Below are 13,847 nucleotides of genomic sequence, written 5' to 3'. Positions count from 1 at the left end.
GCGGCGCGCTGCACGAGCTGGAGCGGAAGCTGGCCCGCAAGGGCATGGCGCGCCGCCCCGCCGAGGGCCCGCAGCATTACCTGAGCCGCGCCGCCCGGGCATTGCCCGGCCAGCGCGACGAACTGACAAGGCTGATGAGGAGTTACCTGGAACTGCGCTATGCCCATGACGAACCGCCCACTGAACCACTGCGCGCGTTCCGGCGCGCCGTGCGGGATTTCCGCATCGTCAACGTGGTCAAATAAGAGCCGACACGACGGCGCAGGCCGTCGCCCATGTATGGAGAGATCCCCATGTCCCTGTACCGCCCACTGACCCTCGCCGCCGCCATCGCCCTGCTGGCCGGATGCGCGACGGTGCCGAAACCGCTGGAAGGCACTTATGCCGACGTCTCCACCGCCAGCGCCCAGCAAGGCGGCGCGGGCGGCACCCGCGTGCGCTGGGGCGGCGAGATCATCAAGACCGAGCCGGGTCCGCAGCAGACCTGCTTCTACCTGCTGTCACGCCCGCTGGACAGCCAGGCGCGCCCGAAGGCCGGCAACACCGGCGAGAACCAGGGCCGCTTCGTCGCCTGCCGTGACGGCTTCTACGATCCGGAGGTGTTCGTCCGCGGCCGCGAGCTGACCGTCATCGGCACGCTGCACGGCACGGTGTCGCAGAAAGTGGGCGAGTTCGACTACGCCTACCCGCGGGTGGAAGCCGACGTGGTCTATCTGTGGCCGAAGCGCCCGATCATCGTCGACTACCCGCCGGGCTTCTACGACCCGTTCTGGGGACCGAGCTTCGGCCCGTACTGGGGCGGCTATCCGTACTACGGCTACTACCCGCACCGGGTGATCGTGGTGCAGCCGCCGCCCCCGCCGCCGCCGAAGAAATAAGCGTACACAAGAACGCCGGCTCCACGCCGGCGTTCTTGTGTACGGGGCGCCGCACTCAGCCCGGCGGCCAGTGCATGCGCCGGCCGGCCAGCAGGTGCACGTGCAGGTGGTATACGGTCTGCCCGCCGTCCTCGTTGCAGTTGACCACCGTGCGGTAACCCTGCTCGGCAAAGCCCTCCTGCTTCGCGTATGCCGCCGTGGCCAGCAGCAATCTGCCGAGCAAGGCGGCGTCGCCCGCCGTCGCATCGTTGAGCGTGGCCAGCGGCTTCTTCGGGATGAACAACACGTGCACCGGCGCCTGCGGATTCAGGTCGCGGAACGCCAGCACCTCGTCGTCCTCGTAGACGATGTCGGCCGGAATCTCGCGGCGGACAATCTTGCTGAAAATCGTGTCGGTCATGGTCGGTTTCCTGAAGGTAATGGCTCAGAGCCTATGAATAAATCCACATCCTGTGGATTTATTCAGTCGCGAGTCCGGCACATGTCCGTATTCGCTCCCGCGAAGCAGACACTTGCGTGTCTGCTTCGCGTTCCGGCCATCGGGCAACTGCTCCTGCGTTGCCTCAACTCGGGCATCCTGCCCTTGGCCTGGCCGGACTGAGAGGCTGTTGTGTCACAGCCTCTCAGTCGAGCAGTTGCCGCCCGCCGAACGCGTGCGCCAGCGTGCTGCGGTCGACGTACTCCAGCTCGCCGCCCAGCGGTACGCCATGCGCCAGCCGGGTCGGCCGCACGCCGCCGGCGCGGGCCAGCTGCGCCAGGTAATGCGCGGTGGCTTCGCCTTCCACGGTGGGGTTGGTGGCGATGATCAGTTCCTCGATCTCGCCCTCGCCCAGGCGCTGGGCCAGCTGCGCCAGCCCGAGTTCCTCCGGGCCCAGCCCGTCCAGCGGCGACAGCCGTCCCATCAGCACGAAGTACTGGCCGCGGTAGCCGGTGGCCTGCTCGATCGCCGCCAGGTCGGTCGGCGACTCCACCACGCACAGCACCTGGCGGTCGCGGCTGGAACTGGCGCACAGCGAACACAGCGGCTCCTCGCTGAAGTTGCGGCAGCGCTCGCAATGGCCGATGCGCCGCATCGCCTGCTCCATCACCGCCGCCAGCTTCAGCCCGCGTTCGCGCTCACGCTCCAGCAGATGGAAGGCCATCCGCTGCGCGCTCTTGCCACCCACGCCGGGCAGGCAGCGCAGTGCTTCGATCAGGTCGGCGAGGAGGGGGGAGCCGGATGACATGGATGATCCGAGAAGTGAGTGAAGAGGAGTGAGGAGTGAGAGAAAAGCCAGGAGCAGCAAGCTGAAGCTCTCTCTCGCTTCTCACTTCTCTTCACTCACTCCTGCTTTCAGAACGGCAACTTGAAGCCGGCCGGCAGGTTCATCCCGGCGGTGACGCCGCCGAGCTTGTCCTTGCTGGCCTGGGCTACCTTGTTCACCGCGTCGTTGATGGCGGCGGCCACCAGGTCCTCGGCCATCTCGGGATCGTCGGCGAAGGTCTGCCGGTCGATCTGCACCTTGCGTACCTCGTGCCCACCGGTCATCACCACGCTGACCAGGCCACCGCCAGCGCTGCCGGTGACTTCGAGTTTTGCGATTTCCTCCTGCGCACGCTTCATGTCTTCCTGCATGCGCTGGGCCTGCTGCATCAGCTGGCCGATCTGTCCTCTCATCACACGGCTCCGGATTCGTTGTCAAAGGGTTTGACGGATTGCGGCACCACGCGTGCGCCGAATTCGCGCTTAAGCGACTGCACCAGCGGATCGCCCTCGATCGCCTGCTCGGCCGCGGCCTGGGCCGCATCACGAGCCTGCGCCGCGCGCGCCGCCGGGGTCTGCGCGGCGGCGGCCAGGTTGCTGTTGACGAAGCGCAGGCGGATGCGTTCGCCCAGCGCCTGGCCGATGCGCTCTTCCATCTGGCTCACCATCGGCTCCACCGCCAGGCTCATGTGCGCTGGCTGCAGCGCCAGCACCAGGGTCTGCCCGTCGCGCTCGCGCAACACCGCATTCTGCGCCAGCAGGCCGAACGGCCCACGCAGGCCGGCGCGCTCGATCAGCGCCTCCCAGTCGGGCAGTCCGTTGGCGTCGCGTGTCGGCGGCGCGGCTGCCACGGCCGGTGCCGGCGTCGCAGGCGCGCGTGGCGGCGGTGATTCGTGCCGGCGCTCTGCCGCAGCGGCCGGCCGGGCCGGTGTCGCGGCTGCGGGGCGTGCTGCCGGTGCCGGGCTGGCCGCAGCCGGCCGTTCGGCATGGACGGCTGGCGCACCGTCGCCGGGACGGAACGCCAGCATGCGCAGCAACGCCATCTCGAAGCCGGTACGCGCATCCGGCGCCAGCGCCAGATCGCGGCGGCCCGCGGTGGCGATCTGGTAGTACAGCTGCACGTCTTCCGGGGCGATCCGCTGGGCCAGCGCCGCCAGTGCGCTGTCGTCGGCGCCATCCTCTTCCGGCCGGTAGCCGGGAATCAGCTGGATCAGCTGCAGGCGGTGCAGCACGCTGGCGATGTCGTCCAGCACACCGCCGAAATCGGGCGAGTACGAGGCGATCTGCATGCACTCGGCAAGCAGCCGCTCGCCGTCGCCGGCAGCCAGGGCGTCGAGCACGCCGATCACCTGCCCGCGCGCCACGCTGCCCAGCATGTTGCGCACGTCATCGGCATGCAGCGCGCCGCCGCCATAGGCGATCGCCTGGTCCAGCAGCGACAGGCCGTCACGCAATGAACCGTCGGCAGCACGCGCGAGTTCTCCGATCGCGCTGTCTTCGTAGGCAATGTTTTCCGCAGCGAGGATGTGCCGCATCTGGCCGGAAATCTGTTCCGGCAACAGCCGCTTCAGATTGAACTTCAGGCAGCGCGACAGCACCGTCACCGGCAGCTTCTGCGGGTCGGTGGTGGCGAGCAGGAACTTCACGTGCGGCGGCGGCTCCTCCAGCGTCTTCAGCAACGCGTTGAACGCGTTCTTCGACAGCATGTGCACCTCGTCGACCAGGTACACCTTGAAGCGGCCGCGCGACGGCGCGTACTGCGCGTTCTCGATCACCTCGCGCACGTCGTCCACGCCGGTGTTGCTGGCCGCGTCGATCTCCAGCAGGTCGACGAAGCGCCCCTCGTCCACCGCCGTGCACACCGGGCACTCGCCGCAGGGATCGGCCGACTGCCCGCGCTCGCAGTTCAGCGACTTGGCGAAGATGCGCGCGATGGTGGTCTTGCCGACGCCGCGGGTGCCGGTGAACAGGTAGGCATGGTGCATGCGCCCGGTATCGAGCGCATTGGTGAGCGCGCGCACCACGTGCTCCTGCCCGACCAGCTCGGCGAACTTGCGCGGGCGCCACTTGCGGGCGAGTACCTGATAGGACATGACTGACTACCTTGGGGCGAAGGTCGATTGTGCCAAGTCGCGGCAGGCAAGTCAGTAAAGCACGCTCCGGAATGGCGGCGGCCCCGCCAGCCACACCCCGGCACCCGAATCATTCGCTACCGTTGCTTCCTTCCGGACCTGGCGGAGTTTGCGAACTATCGTCGCGGGGGGACCGACGGGGCCACCATGGACGTCAAGCAATGCACGCTTGCTGATTTTCTGCCGCGCCGGCCTGCAGGTCCGTCGCGTGATTCAAATTCTGGCGGAGAGAGCGGGATTCGAACCCGCGATACGTTTTACCGTATACACACTTTCCAGGCGTGCTCCTTCAACCACTCGGACACCTCTCCGCAATGAAGCCCTCTTTGCCGGCAATCCAGCCATCAGAGAGTCGGTAAGGATAGCGGCAGCCCCCCGTACAGGCAAGCGAACAGGCGCCGATTCAGCCAGCGTCGGCCCGGGGCTCCGCCGGGGCGTGCAAGGCGACACGCTCGCCCGGACTGGCGATGCGGTAACCGAGCGAGGCCAGCGCCGTGCCGTCCGCCTCGCTGCCGTAGTGGTACAACAGCAGCCGGGTACGCAAGGCATCGGGATACTCGCGTTCGATATCGTCGATGCCGGTATGCGACGGGTTGCCGACCAGGCTGCAGTCGTGCGCGATCAGCTCGCTGCCGCCGGCATGGCGGGCCAGCATTTCGGGAATCGGCCGGGTGTCGCCGGTGTAGGCAAAGCTGCCGTCCAGGGCGAGGCCGTACGAGGTGCCCGGCACGTGATGGCGGGTGGCGAACACGTCGAACCACAGCCCGTCCAGCCAGAAGCCGCGCGTGCACGGGATCAAGCGGAACGCTTCCCAGAAGTTGACACCACCCTCGGCGAGGGCGCCGGGGTAATCGGCGACCCGCGCCTGCAGCCAGGGCAACAGCCCGGCATGGATGAAGACCCGAGTCGTGCCTCGCAGATGCTCGTCGAACCACAGTTTGAAGAACAGCTGCTCCAGCCCGGCCACGTGGTCCATGTGGGTATGCGTGATGAACACGGCCGGCGGCAGCGCGTCGTACGCCGCCAGGTAGCGGTCGAGCGTATCGGGGCCGCAGTCGATCAGCAGCAGCGGCACGCCGGCACGTTCCAGCACCACGGCCGACGAACCCAGCGCCACCGCGTGCGCGGCGCCCACGCCAAGAAAATGCAGATGCCAGTTCATGGGTTCAGCGTACGCCCATAGCGGTACAACAGCGGTTGCCAGATGCTCTTCTCGAACGCCGCTTCGCCGTCGGCGGCCGCGCCGAGCTTGAGCAGCGACCGGCGCAGGCGCTGCAGGTTCGCCTGTTGCCAGGCCACGGCCGGGATGCGCAGGCGGCCGCGATCGAAGTCGATCAGGTACAGCTCATCCGGTGCCACCAGCACGTTGTGCGCGTTCAGGTCGGCATGCCAGACGCCGGCGCGATGGAAACGCGCTACCAGCGCCCCGACCTCCTCCGCCAGCTCGCCATCCAGCCGCCCTGCCGCCAGGCGTTCGGCCAGCGTCTGCGCGTCGGCGATGCGGCGGGTGATCAGATCGGCGCTGTAGAACATGCCATGCCGGCAATACCATGCGGCCACCACTGCCGGCCCGGGCAGCTCCAGCCGGGCGATCTCGGCAAGCAGGCGGAATTCCACGAACGGACGCGTGCGATCGGCGCCGGTCCACAGATACCGGTCGCCCATCAGTGAGGCGACCAGGCCGCCGCGACGATAATGCCGCAGCACGCATTCGCCCGCCGGCGTGACAACGATCGCCACGCCACCGCGGCCACCGGCCTGCGTGCGCAGCGCACCACGTTCGCGCCAGTAATCCGGTGCGAACCAGTCGTGCCCGACTTGTGGCGATACCTCGGCGTCGAACAGAATCGCGCCTGCGGCATCCTTGTGGGTTCGTTCCTGCATCATCATGCCCGGTGACTGCCCACGATTCTAACCCAGGCCTCATGACCCCGAACCTGATCACTGCCGCCGCCTCGATCTGCCTGCTGCGCACCTCCGCCATCGGCGACGTCACCCACGTGGTGCCGCTGGTGCGCACCCTGCAGCAGGCATGGCCGCAAACCGCGCTGACCTGGATCGTCGGCAAGCTGGAACGCAAACTGGTCGGCGACCTGCCCGGCGTGGAATTCGTCACCTTCGACAAGGCCGCCGGCTGGGCCGGCATGCGCGCGGTGCATGCGGCGTTGCGCGGCCGGCGCTTCGATGCGCTGCTGCAGATGCAGGTGGCGCTCCGCTCGAACCTGCTCAGCCTGGGCATCCGGGCCGAGCGGCGCATCGGCTACGACCGCGCCCGCGCGAAGGACCTGCACGGCCTGGTGATCAACGAACGCATCCCGGCGCGCACCGGCGCGCACGTGCTGGATGCGATCGGCAGCTTCTGCGAACCGCTGGGGCTGAAGCAGACCCGGGTGCGCTGGGACATTCCGGTTCCCGGCGAGGCGCATGCCTGGGCCGCCGAACAGTTGCCCGGCGACACGCCGACCCTGCTGGTCAGCCCCACCTCCAGCCACGCGCTGCGCAACTGGCGGCCCGAGCGCTATGCCGCGGTGATCGACCATGCCGCCGCCCGCGGCTGGCGCGTGGCGCTGGTCGGCGGCCCGTCCGCCTTCGAACGCGAGATGGCCGATGCCGTGCTGGCGGCATGCCAGTCGCCGCCACTCGACCTCACCGGCAAGGACACGCTGAAGAAGCTGCTGGCCCTGCTCGGTCGCGCACAGCTGCTGCTGACACCCGACTCCGGCCCGATGCACGTGGCCAACGCAGTCGGCACCCGCGTGCTCGGGCTGCATGCGGCGAGCAACCCGGACCGCTCCGGCCCGTACTCCGACCGCCGCTGGTGCGTGGACAGGTACGACGAGGCCGCGCGCCGGTTTCTCGGCAAGCCGGCCAGCGAGCTGGCCTGGGGCACGAAGATCGAGAAGCCCGGCGTGATGGACCTGATTGGCGTCGACGACGTGATCGAACGCTACGAAGCCGCGGCACGCGACCTGCGGTTGCTGTAGGAGCGCACCCTGTGCGCGAATGCTCTGATGGCGATCGGTGCCAAGACCATTCGCGCACAGGGTGCGCTCCTACCCGCCTGCGTCAGACCGCGCGGTAATCCTGGTACGACTTCTCTTCCACCAGCTGCGAACCGAGCTTCAGGTTGATCTCGCGCTTGAACGCCGCCCGCTCGTCGTTGCGGAAATACACCGCGCGCGCCAGCTCGATGAACTCGGCATCGAACGCCTGCGCCCTCTCCTTCAGGCGGATGCGATCCTCGATGTCCCACAGCAGCTCGTTCACCGCCAGCAATCGCGCACGCTCGCCGGAGATGTCGGTGCGCGAGGCCGCGTCGCCGGCCCAGGTCGCGTTGAGCAGGTTCAGCTCGTTGCGCACGTTGGCCAGCTTGGCCGCGTCGGTGATGCGGCACGACTTGATTTCGAGGATGGTGATCTTGTCGATCAGCTCGCCGTAGGACACCGGGGTCTGGATCAGGCTCATGGTCTTGGCTTCCGTCAAAAAGGATGAGTCATGCCGCCGGGCGAAGCGCACCCTGCTGCACCAGCGCACAAACCGTGCGCACGTCGCCGTCCATCGCGCGGTCGCGATGCATGAAGCCGATGTGCCGGCGCAGGACCGCATGCGCGTCGCGCACACGGGCGCCGGCGTGAAAATCGCCGGCGCCGGCCAGCGCCGCGGCGAGCTGCTGCACTTCGGCGACGAACTGTTCGTAGTGCGGCTGGCCTTCGCGCGGGGCGTTGGCGATCTTCGCCGCCAGCGCCTGCCAGCCGCCGCGGCTGGCCAGCCGGCGCGCCGCGTTCAGCATCTCCTGGCGGTAGTCCAGCGCCTGCGCGGCGGTGTACAGCTCCAGCGCCAGCACGTGGCCGAGATCCTCCATCATCTCCAGCACGTGGCGCGCCTCGTTCGCGCCCATCGAGACGTGGTCCTCGGCGTTCGCGCTGGTCGGCACCGAATACACGCTGGCCGGATGAGCCCGCGTGGCGAGGTCGTTGACCAGGGCCGCGGCGGTGTACTGCACGATCATGAAGCCCGAGTCGGTGCCGTCCTCGTTGCCCGTGAGGAAGGCCGGCAGGCCGTCGTTGGTGGCCGGGTCGACCAGCTTGTTGAGCCGGCGCTCGGAAATCGAGGCGAGCACCGGGATTGCCGCCTTCACGTAGCTCATCGCCAGCGCCAGCGGCATGCCATGGAAGTGGCCGGCCGAGATCACCTGCTCCTCGATGAACGGCGCATCGTCGTTGTCCGGGAAGATCAGCGGGTTGTCGGTGACCGCGTTCAGCTCGATGTCGATCACCCGGCACGCCTGCGCCCACGCATCGCGCACCGCACCGTGCACCTGCGGCATGCAGCGCAGGCTGTAGGCATCCTGCGGCTGGTGCTTCTTGCCGCCCTTGAACGGCAGGAAGCGGCGGTAGAACGCCTCGCGGCCATGGCGCTGGTTGGCCGGCACCCAGTCCCAGCCGATGTCGAAGCTGAGCGCCTGGTCGTCCGGCTCGCTCCACGCCTCGGCGCTCCACGGCTTGAAGCGCGGCACCAGGTGGTACGGAATGTCGAGCAGGGTGGAATCGCCCAGCAGTTCGCGCACGTGCGCGGCGGTCTCCACCTGGCCGGGGTGCGGGCGCAGCGCGTGGACATCCGCGCGCAGGGCGCCGCTGCGGCCGGCGAAGGCGTCCAGCGTCATCGCCGCGGCGAGGTCGGCGGTATCCAGCAAATGCTCCAGCGCATCCAGCGCCAGCGCGGCGGTGGCCAGCATCTGCGCCGTGCCGTTGTTGAGCGCGAGGCCTTCCTTGAACGACAGCCGGATCGGTGCCAGCCCGGCGCGCTTCAGCGCCTCGGCGCCGCTGATCCGCTCGCCCCGGTAGAACGCCTCGCCGCCGCCGAGCAACACGATCGCCAGGTGCGACAGCGGTGCCAGGTCGCCGCTGGCGCCGACCGAACCCTTCTCCGGCACCACCGGCACCACGCCCGCGTTGAGCATCGCGGCCAGCGCCTGCAGCGTGCTCACCCGGATGCCGGAATGACCGCGCATCAGCGTGTTGATGCGGATCAGCAGCATCGCCCGCACCACATCCTCGCCGAACGGTTTGCCCACGCATACGGCGTGGGTGATGATCAGGTTGTGCTGCAGCTCCTCCAGCAGCGTGCCTTCCGGCGCATGAGCGTTGCCGCCGGGCAACTCGTCGCGCAGGCGATGCGCACCCAGCAGCTTGTCGGCGTTGCTGCCGAAGCCGGTGGTGACGCCGTAGGTCGGTTCGCCGCAGCTGACTTTCTCGGCGAGAAAATCGGCGGCGCGCTGCACGCGCTTGAGTCCGGCCGGGGCCAGTGAAACCTTGCTGCCGTTACGCGCCACCGCCACCAACTGGGCGCGGGTGAGGCTGTTGCCGTCGAGGACGATGGTATCGGTTGTGCTCACTGCTGCCTCATGCATGGATTGCGTGGTCTGTTGCGGATCGCCGGGCACCGGCGGGATGGCCGTCAGCCCATCGCCGCGGCCTGCTCCAGTTCCACCCGCAGCGTCTTGATCAGTTCGCCGCGCGCCACCTCGAACTGGTCCTCTCGGCGCAGGTCCTTCACCGTCACCACGCCGCGGGCAAGCTCGTCCTCGCCCAGCACCACCACGAAGCGGATGCCGGCACGGTCTGCGTACTTGAACTGCCTGCCCAGCTTGCCGCCTTCCAGCACGACCTCGGTAGCGATGCCGGCGCCGCGCAGCTCGCCGGCCAGGGCGAGATAGGCGGGCAACTGCGCCTCATCCATCTGGGTCACCAGCACGTCGACGGTGCTCTTCGCCGTATCGATCAGGCCGGCGTCGCGCAGCTGCCAGTACAGCCGGGTCAGGCCGATCGAGATGCCGACGCCAGGCAGGTGCGACTTGGTGTACTGCCCGGCCAGGTTCTCGTAGCGCCCGCCGGAGCAGATCGAGCCGATCTGCGAATGGTCGTTCAAGGTGGTCTCGTAGACCGTGCCGGTGTAGTAGTCGAGGCCGCGGGCGATCGACAGGTTCAGCGCGTAGTGCGTCTGCGGCACGCCGAAGTCGTGGATCAGGCCCAGCACTTCCTTCAGTTCGCTGCGGCCCTGCTCCATCGTTTCCGGGCCGGCGCCCAGCGCGTCGAGCTTGTCGAGCGCGTCCTGCAGCGAGGTCGAACGCACCTGCACGAAGGCGAGGATCTTCTGCGCCACCTCGGCGGAAAGGCCGAACGTCTCGCCGGTCAGTGTGTCCCGCACGTAGTCGGTGCCGCGCTTGTCCAGCTTGTCCACCTCGCGCAGCACCAGCATCTGCTGCTCGGCGTCGACGATGCCCAGGCCCTCGAAGTAGCCGCGCATCAGCTTGCGGTTGTTGAGCTGGATGGTGAACGGGCCGATGTCGAGTTCGCGGAACACGCTGTAGATCACCGCCGGGATCTCGGCGTCGTAGCGCACCGACAGCGCGTCCTTGCCGATCACGTCGATGTCGCACTGGTAGAACTCGCGGAAACGCCCGCGCTGGGCACGCTCGCCGCGATACACCTTCTGCATCTGGTAGCGGCGGAACGGGAAGCTGAGGTCGCGTTCGTGCTCGGCCACGTAGCGCGCCAGCGGCACGGTGAGGTCGAAGCGCAGCGCCAGCTCGGGCGTGCCCTCCTCGGCCTTGCCCAGTGCGCCGGTGGACTGCACGAAATACACCTGCCGCTCGGTCTCGCCGCCGGTCTTGGTCAGCAGCACGTCGGAGTATTCGATCACCGGCGTCTCGACCGGGAGGAAACCGAATCGCTCGTAATTGCGGCGGATCACGTCGAGCATGCGCTGGAACGCGATCTGGTCGAGCGGCAGCAGCTCGAGCACGCCAGGCATGGTGCGGGCCGGGGTAAGCGCCATGGAATCCTCTACTGACGATGGGAACATTCCGCCCGGCAACGAAGCGCGTGACGGCAGCCGTCAAGATTAACAGAACACCATGGACCTTCCGCAGAAAAATCCCCGGGCGGCTGCATACAACCTGTTGCCAAGTCCCCGAACGGCCATTAAGATACGCGGCTTCCCACGGGGTGTAGCTCAGCCTGGTAGAGCGCTACGTTCGGGACGTAGAAGTCGCAGGTTCGAATCCTGTCACCCCGACCAAATTCGACAAGAAAGCCGGCTCTGCGCCGGCTTTTTTTGTGTCTGCCCACATGACGGCGAACTTGTCGAACATGGCATGGCGGTCCTGTAGGGCGGGCACGGCCCGCCGCTCTTGCCCCACCGCCTTGCATCACCGCAACTCAAAAGCTATTTCGTGCGCCCGGAACGGGTTCGTCAGCCGGCCAGGGCCAACGCGGCCAGCCGGTCGAGCTCCTCCTCGACGAAACCGGCCTCCAGCCGTGCCGGCCGGTTGAACGGCCCGCGCAGGCCGACGCCCATGTAGTCGCGCAACAGGGTGAAGAACGTCTCGATCGGGTCGATGCCGTCGCGTTCACAGCAATGCCGGTACCAGCGGGTGCCGGCGGCGACGTGGGCCACTTCCTCGCGCAGGATCACGTCCAGGATCGCCACCGTGCGTTCGTCGCCGAGCTGGCGCAGGCGCTCGATCATGCCCGGGGTCACGTCCAGCCCGCGCGCCTCCAGCACGCGCGGCACCAGCGCCATCCGCGCCGTGTCGCTGCCGGCGGTCTTCTCGGCCATCTCCCACAGGCCGTTGTGCGCGTCGAAGTCGCCGTAGGCATGGCCCAGTTCCGCCAGCCGCTCGGACAGCAGCGCGAAGTGGCGCGCCTCGTCGCGGGCGCAGCCGGCCCAGTCGCGGTAGTACGCCGCGGGTTTGCCGCGGTAGCGGTAGACCGCGTCCCAAGCCAGGTTGATGGCACTTCCCATTTACGCGGTGTGGCTTTGCTTGGTGCCGAAGGCACGGCGAACCGCTCCACGCTGTGGCCGTAGATCCTTCTTTTCCTACTGATAAACCGCTCTCAAGATACAAGAAAAGCGCCTCTCGGCGCTTTCTTCTTGGTGTCGCTGGGTTGGTTCAAGTCTTTGAGCGAAGGTTATCAAAGTCTTTCTCTGTCCACCCTTCAGTTCCGGGGAAAAGTTCGGGATGTTCAAGTGGGTCAATGCCTACCGAGTAGTCTGTAAGTAATTTAATCTCCATCAAGTCGGCATCTTTTTCACATGTCATTTGGCTTGAATATTTCCACATTAGATATGTGGAAACTGGTATTTTCCCTTGCTTAAAGCACATAAACACTACCTTCATGAGATGTGCCTTTTCCTCTTCATTCATTTCACTAAGGGGCTTTATTCTATCATCTGCATCTAAAATATTCATATTATTCACCATTCTCAATAATTCCAGCCAGCTTCATCACAACAATCGCTTGGTCTTTATTTTCAATTCCTCGAACACTGTGGACAACGTCTGAGGGCCTAATATTCTTACCTTTCTCACTCAATCTCTTTTCCAATGATTTTGTATGTTCAACTTTCTTCTTTAAGTCATCAACAACGTCTGTACCGATGATTAAGAAAATGTCGTTCAAATGTATTTCAACCATCCTCAAAGCCCATGCCATATCCTCAGCGTCAATTTCAAGGTTCTCTTTACCTAGAATAACATGGTAAATCACTGCATATGAAAAAGCCTTGAAAAGATTTCTGCGGTAGAATGATCCCGGTATTTTTTTTGAGAAATGTTGTTGAAAACCCATCTTAAACAAAAGTTCAGCATCCTTGGTGAACCAAAAGTTTTTACCATTAAGTTCTAACTCATCAATCTTCTTAAATGCGTCAATTAGGTATCCATCCATTTCCTTGTAGTTGTATAAAGGGTAATCCTTAATTTCCCTTTCTGGATCGGGCTTAGCCCTAATCAACCCGAACCTTTGACAAAAGCCATCGGTAAGGCTTTCTTCATCTATTGACTTAATGAAGCTCTCGACGGTATTCATACCAAGAATGCTCATCACTGGTTTTTCAATAACTAAGTCTCCGCCCTTTTTTGTGCTTCGTGTTATTGGATCTTGCGAATACATCTTGAGGAGGTAACTTTTTATTTCAAATAAAGGGTGTCCCATTTGCTGACAACCTTTCAAAAATTGGGCGCACTCATCAAGAAACCAAAGCGCATAACCGTCCTTATCCAATAAATCTTTTAGATGTTCAAAGAACTTGGCACCGCTTGCGACTTCAAGAAAATTACACTTTACATTTGAATATTTGGCTAATTTAGTAACACTAAATGATTTGGCAGCACCGCTATCGGCCACAACAATATTCCATAAAAATGGAATGAACCCATCTCCCAATTCTTCACTGCCATAAGTTACACCACCTTTTAGTAAGTATCCGCTGACAAAGTGGAAATATGACATTAAACAAAGCTCAAGGGGTGAATCGGTTGCTGCCTGAAAAGCTTGAAGGACTTTTTCTAATCCTGATGCTGGAGGAACAACTGCCCAAATCCTTTCTGATTCTTTTATTGGCTTTTCGTAAGTTAGCCAACCTTTCATTTCGTCAATGTGTGTCTTATTGTCGATTAGATATTTAGTAAAGCCTGCTGGTTTTTTGACTTTCTTTTTTGGTTTTAGATCTGAAACCGATGCTCTAAACTTCCCCATGATTTTCACCTTATAATTGTTCTTGTATCCTTATGGTACTGTATTTTTAGAC

14 protein-coding genes, 2 tRNA genes, 1 other RNA gene and 1 pseudogene are annotated in these 13,847 nt (G+C 64.4%); 4 read left to right on the top strand and 14 right to left on the bottom strand.

From position 1 onward, the window contains the following. A partial coding sequence (locus RHOFW104R8_RS12015) for a DUF4129 domain-containing protein (RefSeq protein WP_153023051.1) occupies positions 1-245 on the top strand: 245 nt, incomplete at its 5' end. Positions 246-293: 48 nt separating this feature from the next. Further along, positions 294-878: a Slp family lipoprotein gene (locus RHOFW104R8_RS12010; RefSeq protein ID WP_068091111.1), complete on the top strand. Its 585-nt coding sequence runs from the start codon at positions 294-296 to the stop codon at positions 876-878. A gap of 55 nt (positions 879-933) precedes the next feature. Here RHOFW104R8_RS12010 and RHOFW104R8_RS12005 read toward each other — a convergent pair whose 3' ends face one another. The 8 genes from RHOFW104R8_RS12005 to RHOFW104R8_RS11970 all read right to left on the bottom strand — a co-directional run bounded on the left by RHOFW104R8_RS12005 (position 934) and on the right by RHOFW104R8_RS11970 (position 6,143). Then, positions 934-1,278 carry a histidine triad nucleotide-binding protein gene (locus RHOFW104R8_RS12005; protein ID WP_068091114.1) on the bottom strand — a complete coding sequence of 115 codons (345 nt, stop codon included), beginning with the start codon at positions 1,276-1,278 and terminating at the stop codon, positions 934-936. Between the two features lie 223 nt (positions 1,279-1,501). Further along, the gene (recR, locus tag RHOFW104R8_RS12000) at positions 1,502-2,104 is read right to left on the bottom strand and encodes a recombination mediator RecR (RefSeq protein WP_068091116.1); all 603 of its coding nucleotides are present in this window, start codon (positions 2,102-2,104) and stop codon (positions 1,502-1,504) included. Between the two features lie 107 nt (positions 2,105-2,211). Then, the gene (locus RHOFW104R8_RS11995; RefSeq protein WP_068091118.1) at positions 2,212-2,535 is read right to left on the bottom strand and encodes a YbaB/EbfC family nucleoid-associated protein; all 324 of its coding nucleotides are present in this window, start codon (positions 2,533-2,535) and stop codon (positions 2,212-2,214) included. Beyond that, the gene (gene dnaX, locus RHOFW104R8_RS11990) at positions 2,535-4,214 is read right to left on the bottom strand and encodes a DNA polymerase III subunit gamma/tau (protein ID WP_068091120.1); all 1,680 of its coding nucleotides are present in this window, start codon (positions 4,212-4,214) and stop codon (positions 2,535-2,537) included. The genes RHOFW104R8_RS11995 and dnaX overlap by 1 nt, the downstream gene beginning before the upstream one ends. 81 nt (positions 4,215-4,295) lie before the next feature. Next, positions 4,296-4,392: signal recognition particle sRNA small type (ffs, locus tag RHOFW104R8_RS11985), an RNA gene on the bottom strand. A gap of 82 nt (positions 4,393-4,474) precedes the next feature. Then, positions 4,475-4,564 (bottom strand) — tRNA-Ser (locus tag RHOFW104R8_RS11980). A gap of 92 nt (positions 4,565-4,656) precedes the next feature. Continuing rightward, complete coding sequence (locus RHOFW104R8_RS11975; RefSeq protein WP_068091122.1) at positions 4,657-5,415, bottom strand: MBL fold metallo-hydrolase; 759 nt, start codon at positions 5,413-5,415, stop codon at positions 4,657-4,659. Then, positions 5,412-6,143 carry a 3-deoxy-D-manno-octulosonic acid kinase gene (locus RHOFW104R8_RS11970; RefSeq protein WP_068091123.1) on the bottom strand — a complete coding sequence of 244 codons (732 nt, stop codon included), beginning with the start codon at positions 6,141-6,143 and terminating at the stop codon, positions 5,412-5,414. Before RHOFW104R8_RS11970 ends, RHOFW104R8_RS11975 begins: the two co-directional genes overlap by 4 nt. A 50-nt stretch (positions 6,144-6,193) precedes the next feature. Between RHOFW104R8_RS11970 and RHOFW104R8_RS11965 the strand changes: the two genes are divergently transcribed. Then, a complete protein-coding gene (locus RHOFW104R8_RS11965) occupies positions 6,194-7,237 on the top strand; it encodes a glycosyltransferase family 9 protein (protein WP_068091143.1) in 1,044 nt (347 codons plus the stop codon). 82 nt (positions 7,238-7,319) lie between these two features. On the opposite strand, the gene RHOFW104R8_RS11960 is transcribed toward RHOFW104R8_RS11965, so the two are convergent. From RHOFW104R8_RS11960 to hisS, 3 genes are read right to left on the bottom strand one after another with little or no spacing between them, the layout of a single operon-like run. Then, complete coding sequence (locus RHOFW104R8_RS11960) at positions 7,320-7,718, bottom strand: DUF6165 family protein (RefSeq protein ID WP_068091125.1); 399 nt, start codon at positions 7,716-7,718, stop codon at positions 7,320-7,322. Between the two features lie 28 nt (positions 7,719-7,746). Further along, positions 7,747-9,663: a histidine ammonia-lyase gene (hutH, locus tag RHOFW104R8_RS11955; protein ID WP_201028773.1), complete on the bottom strand. Its 1,917-nt coding sequence runs from the start codon at positions 9,661-9,663 to the stop codon at positions 7,747-7,749. Positions 9,664-9,710: 47 nt separating this feature from the next. Further along, a complete protein-coding gene (hisS, locus tag RHOFW104R8_RS11950; protein ID WP_068091129.1) occupies positions 9,711-11,090 on the bottom strand; it encodes a histidine--tRNA ligase in 1,380 nt (459 codons plus the stop codon). Between the two features lie 166 nt (positions 11,091-11,256). Here hisS and RHOFW104R8_RS11945 point away from each other — a divergent pair. Continuing rightward, a tRNA-Pro gene (locus RHOFW104R8_RS11945) sits at positions 11,257-11,333 on the top strand. Positions 11,334-11,507: 174 nt separating this feature from the next. Here the strand turns inward: RHOFW104R8_RS11945 and RHOFW104R8_RS11940 are convergent. The 3 genes and pseudogenes from RHOFW104R8_RS11940 to RHOFW104R8_RS17020 form a co-directional block, all read right to left on the bottom strand. Next, positions 11,508-12,053, bottom strand: a pseudogene (locus tag RHOFW104R8_RS11940) (ferritin-like domain-containing protein); the annotation flags it as partial. Positions 12,054-12,207: 154 nt separating this feature from the next. Beyond that, the gene (locus RHOFW104R8_RS17410) at positions 12,208-12,507 is read right to left on the bottom strand and encodes a hypothetical protein (RefSeq protein ID WP_153021644.1); all 300 of its coding nucleotides are present in this window, start codon (positions 12,505-12,507) and stop codon (positions 12,208-12,210) included. A gap of 1 nt (position 12,508) precedes the next feature. Next, on the bottom strand, positions 12,509-13,795 hold the full coding sequence (locus RHOFW104R8_RS17020; RefSeq protein ID WP_081700014.1) for a DUF3987 domain-containing protein: 1,287 nt from the start codon (positions 13,793-13,795) through the stop codon (positions 12,509-12,511). Positions 13,796-13,847: the final 52 nt, after the last annotated feature.

Source organism: Rhodanobacter sp. FW104-R8 (assembly GCF_001617365.1).
Taxonomy (GTDB): Bacteria; Pseudomonadota; Gammaproteobacteria; order Xanthomonadales; family Rhodanobacteraceae; genus Rhodanobacter.
This window is presented reverse-complemented; position numbering and strand designations above follow the sequence as displayed.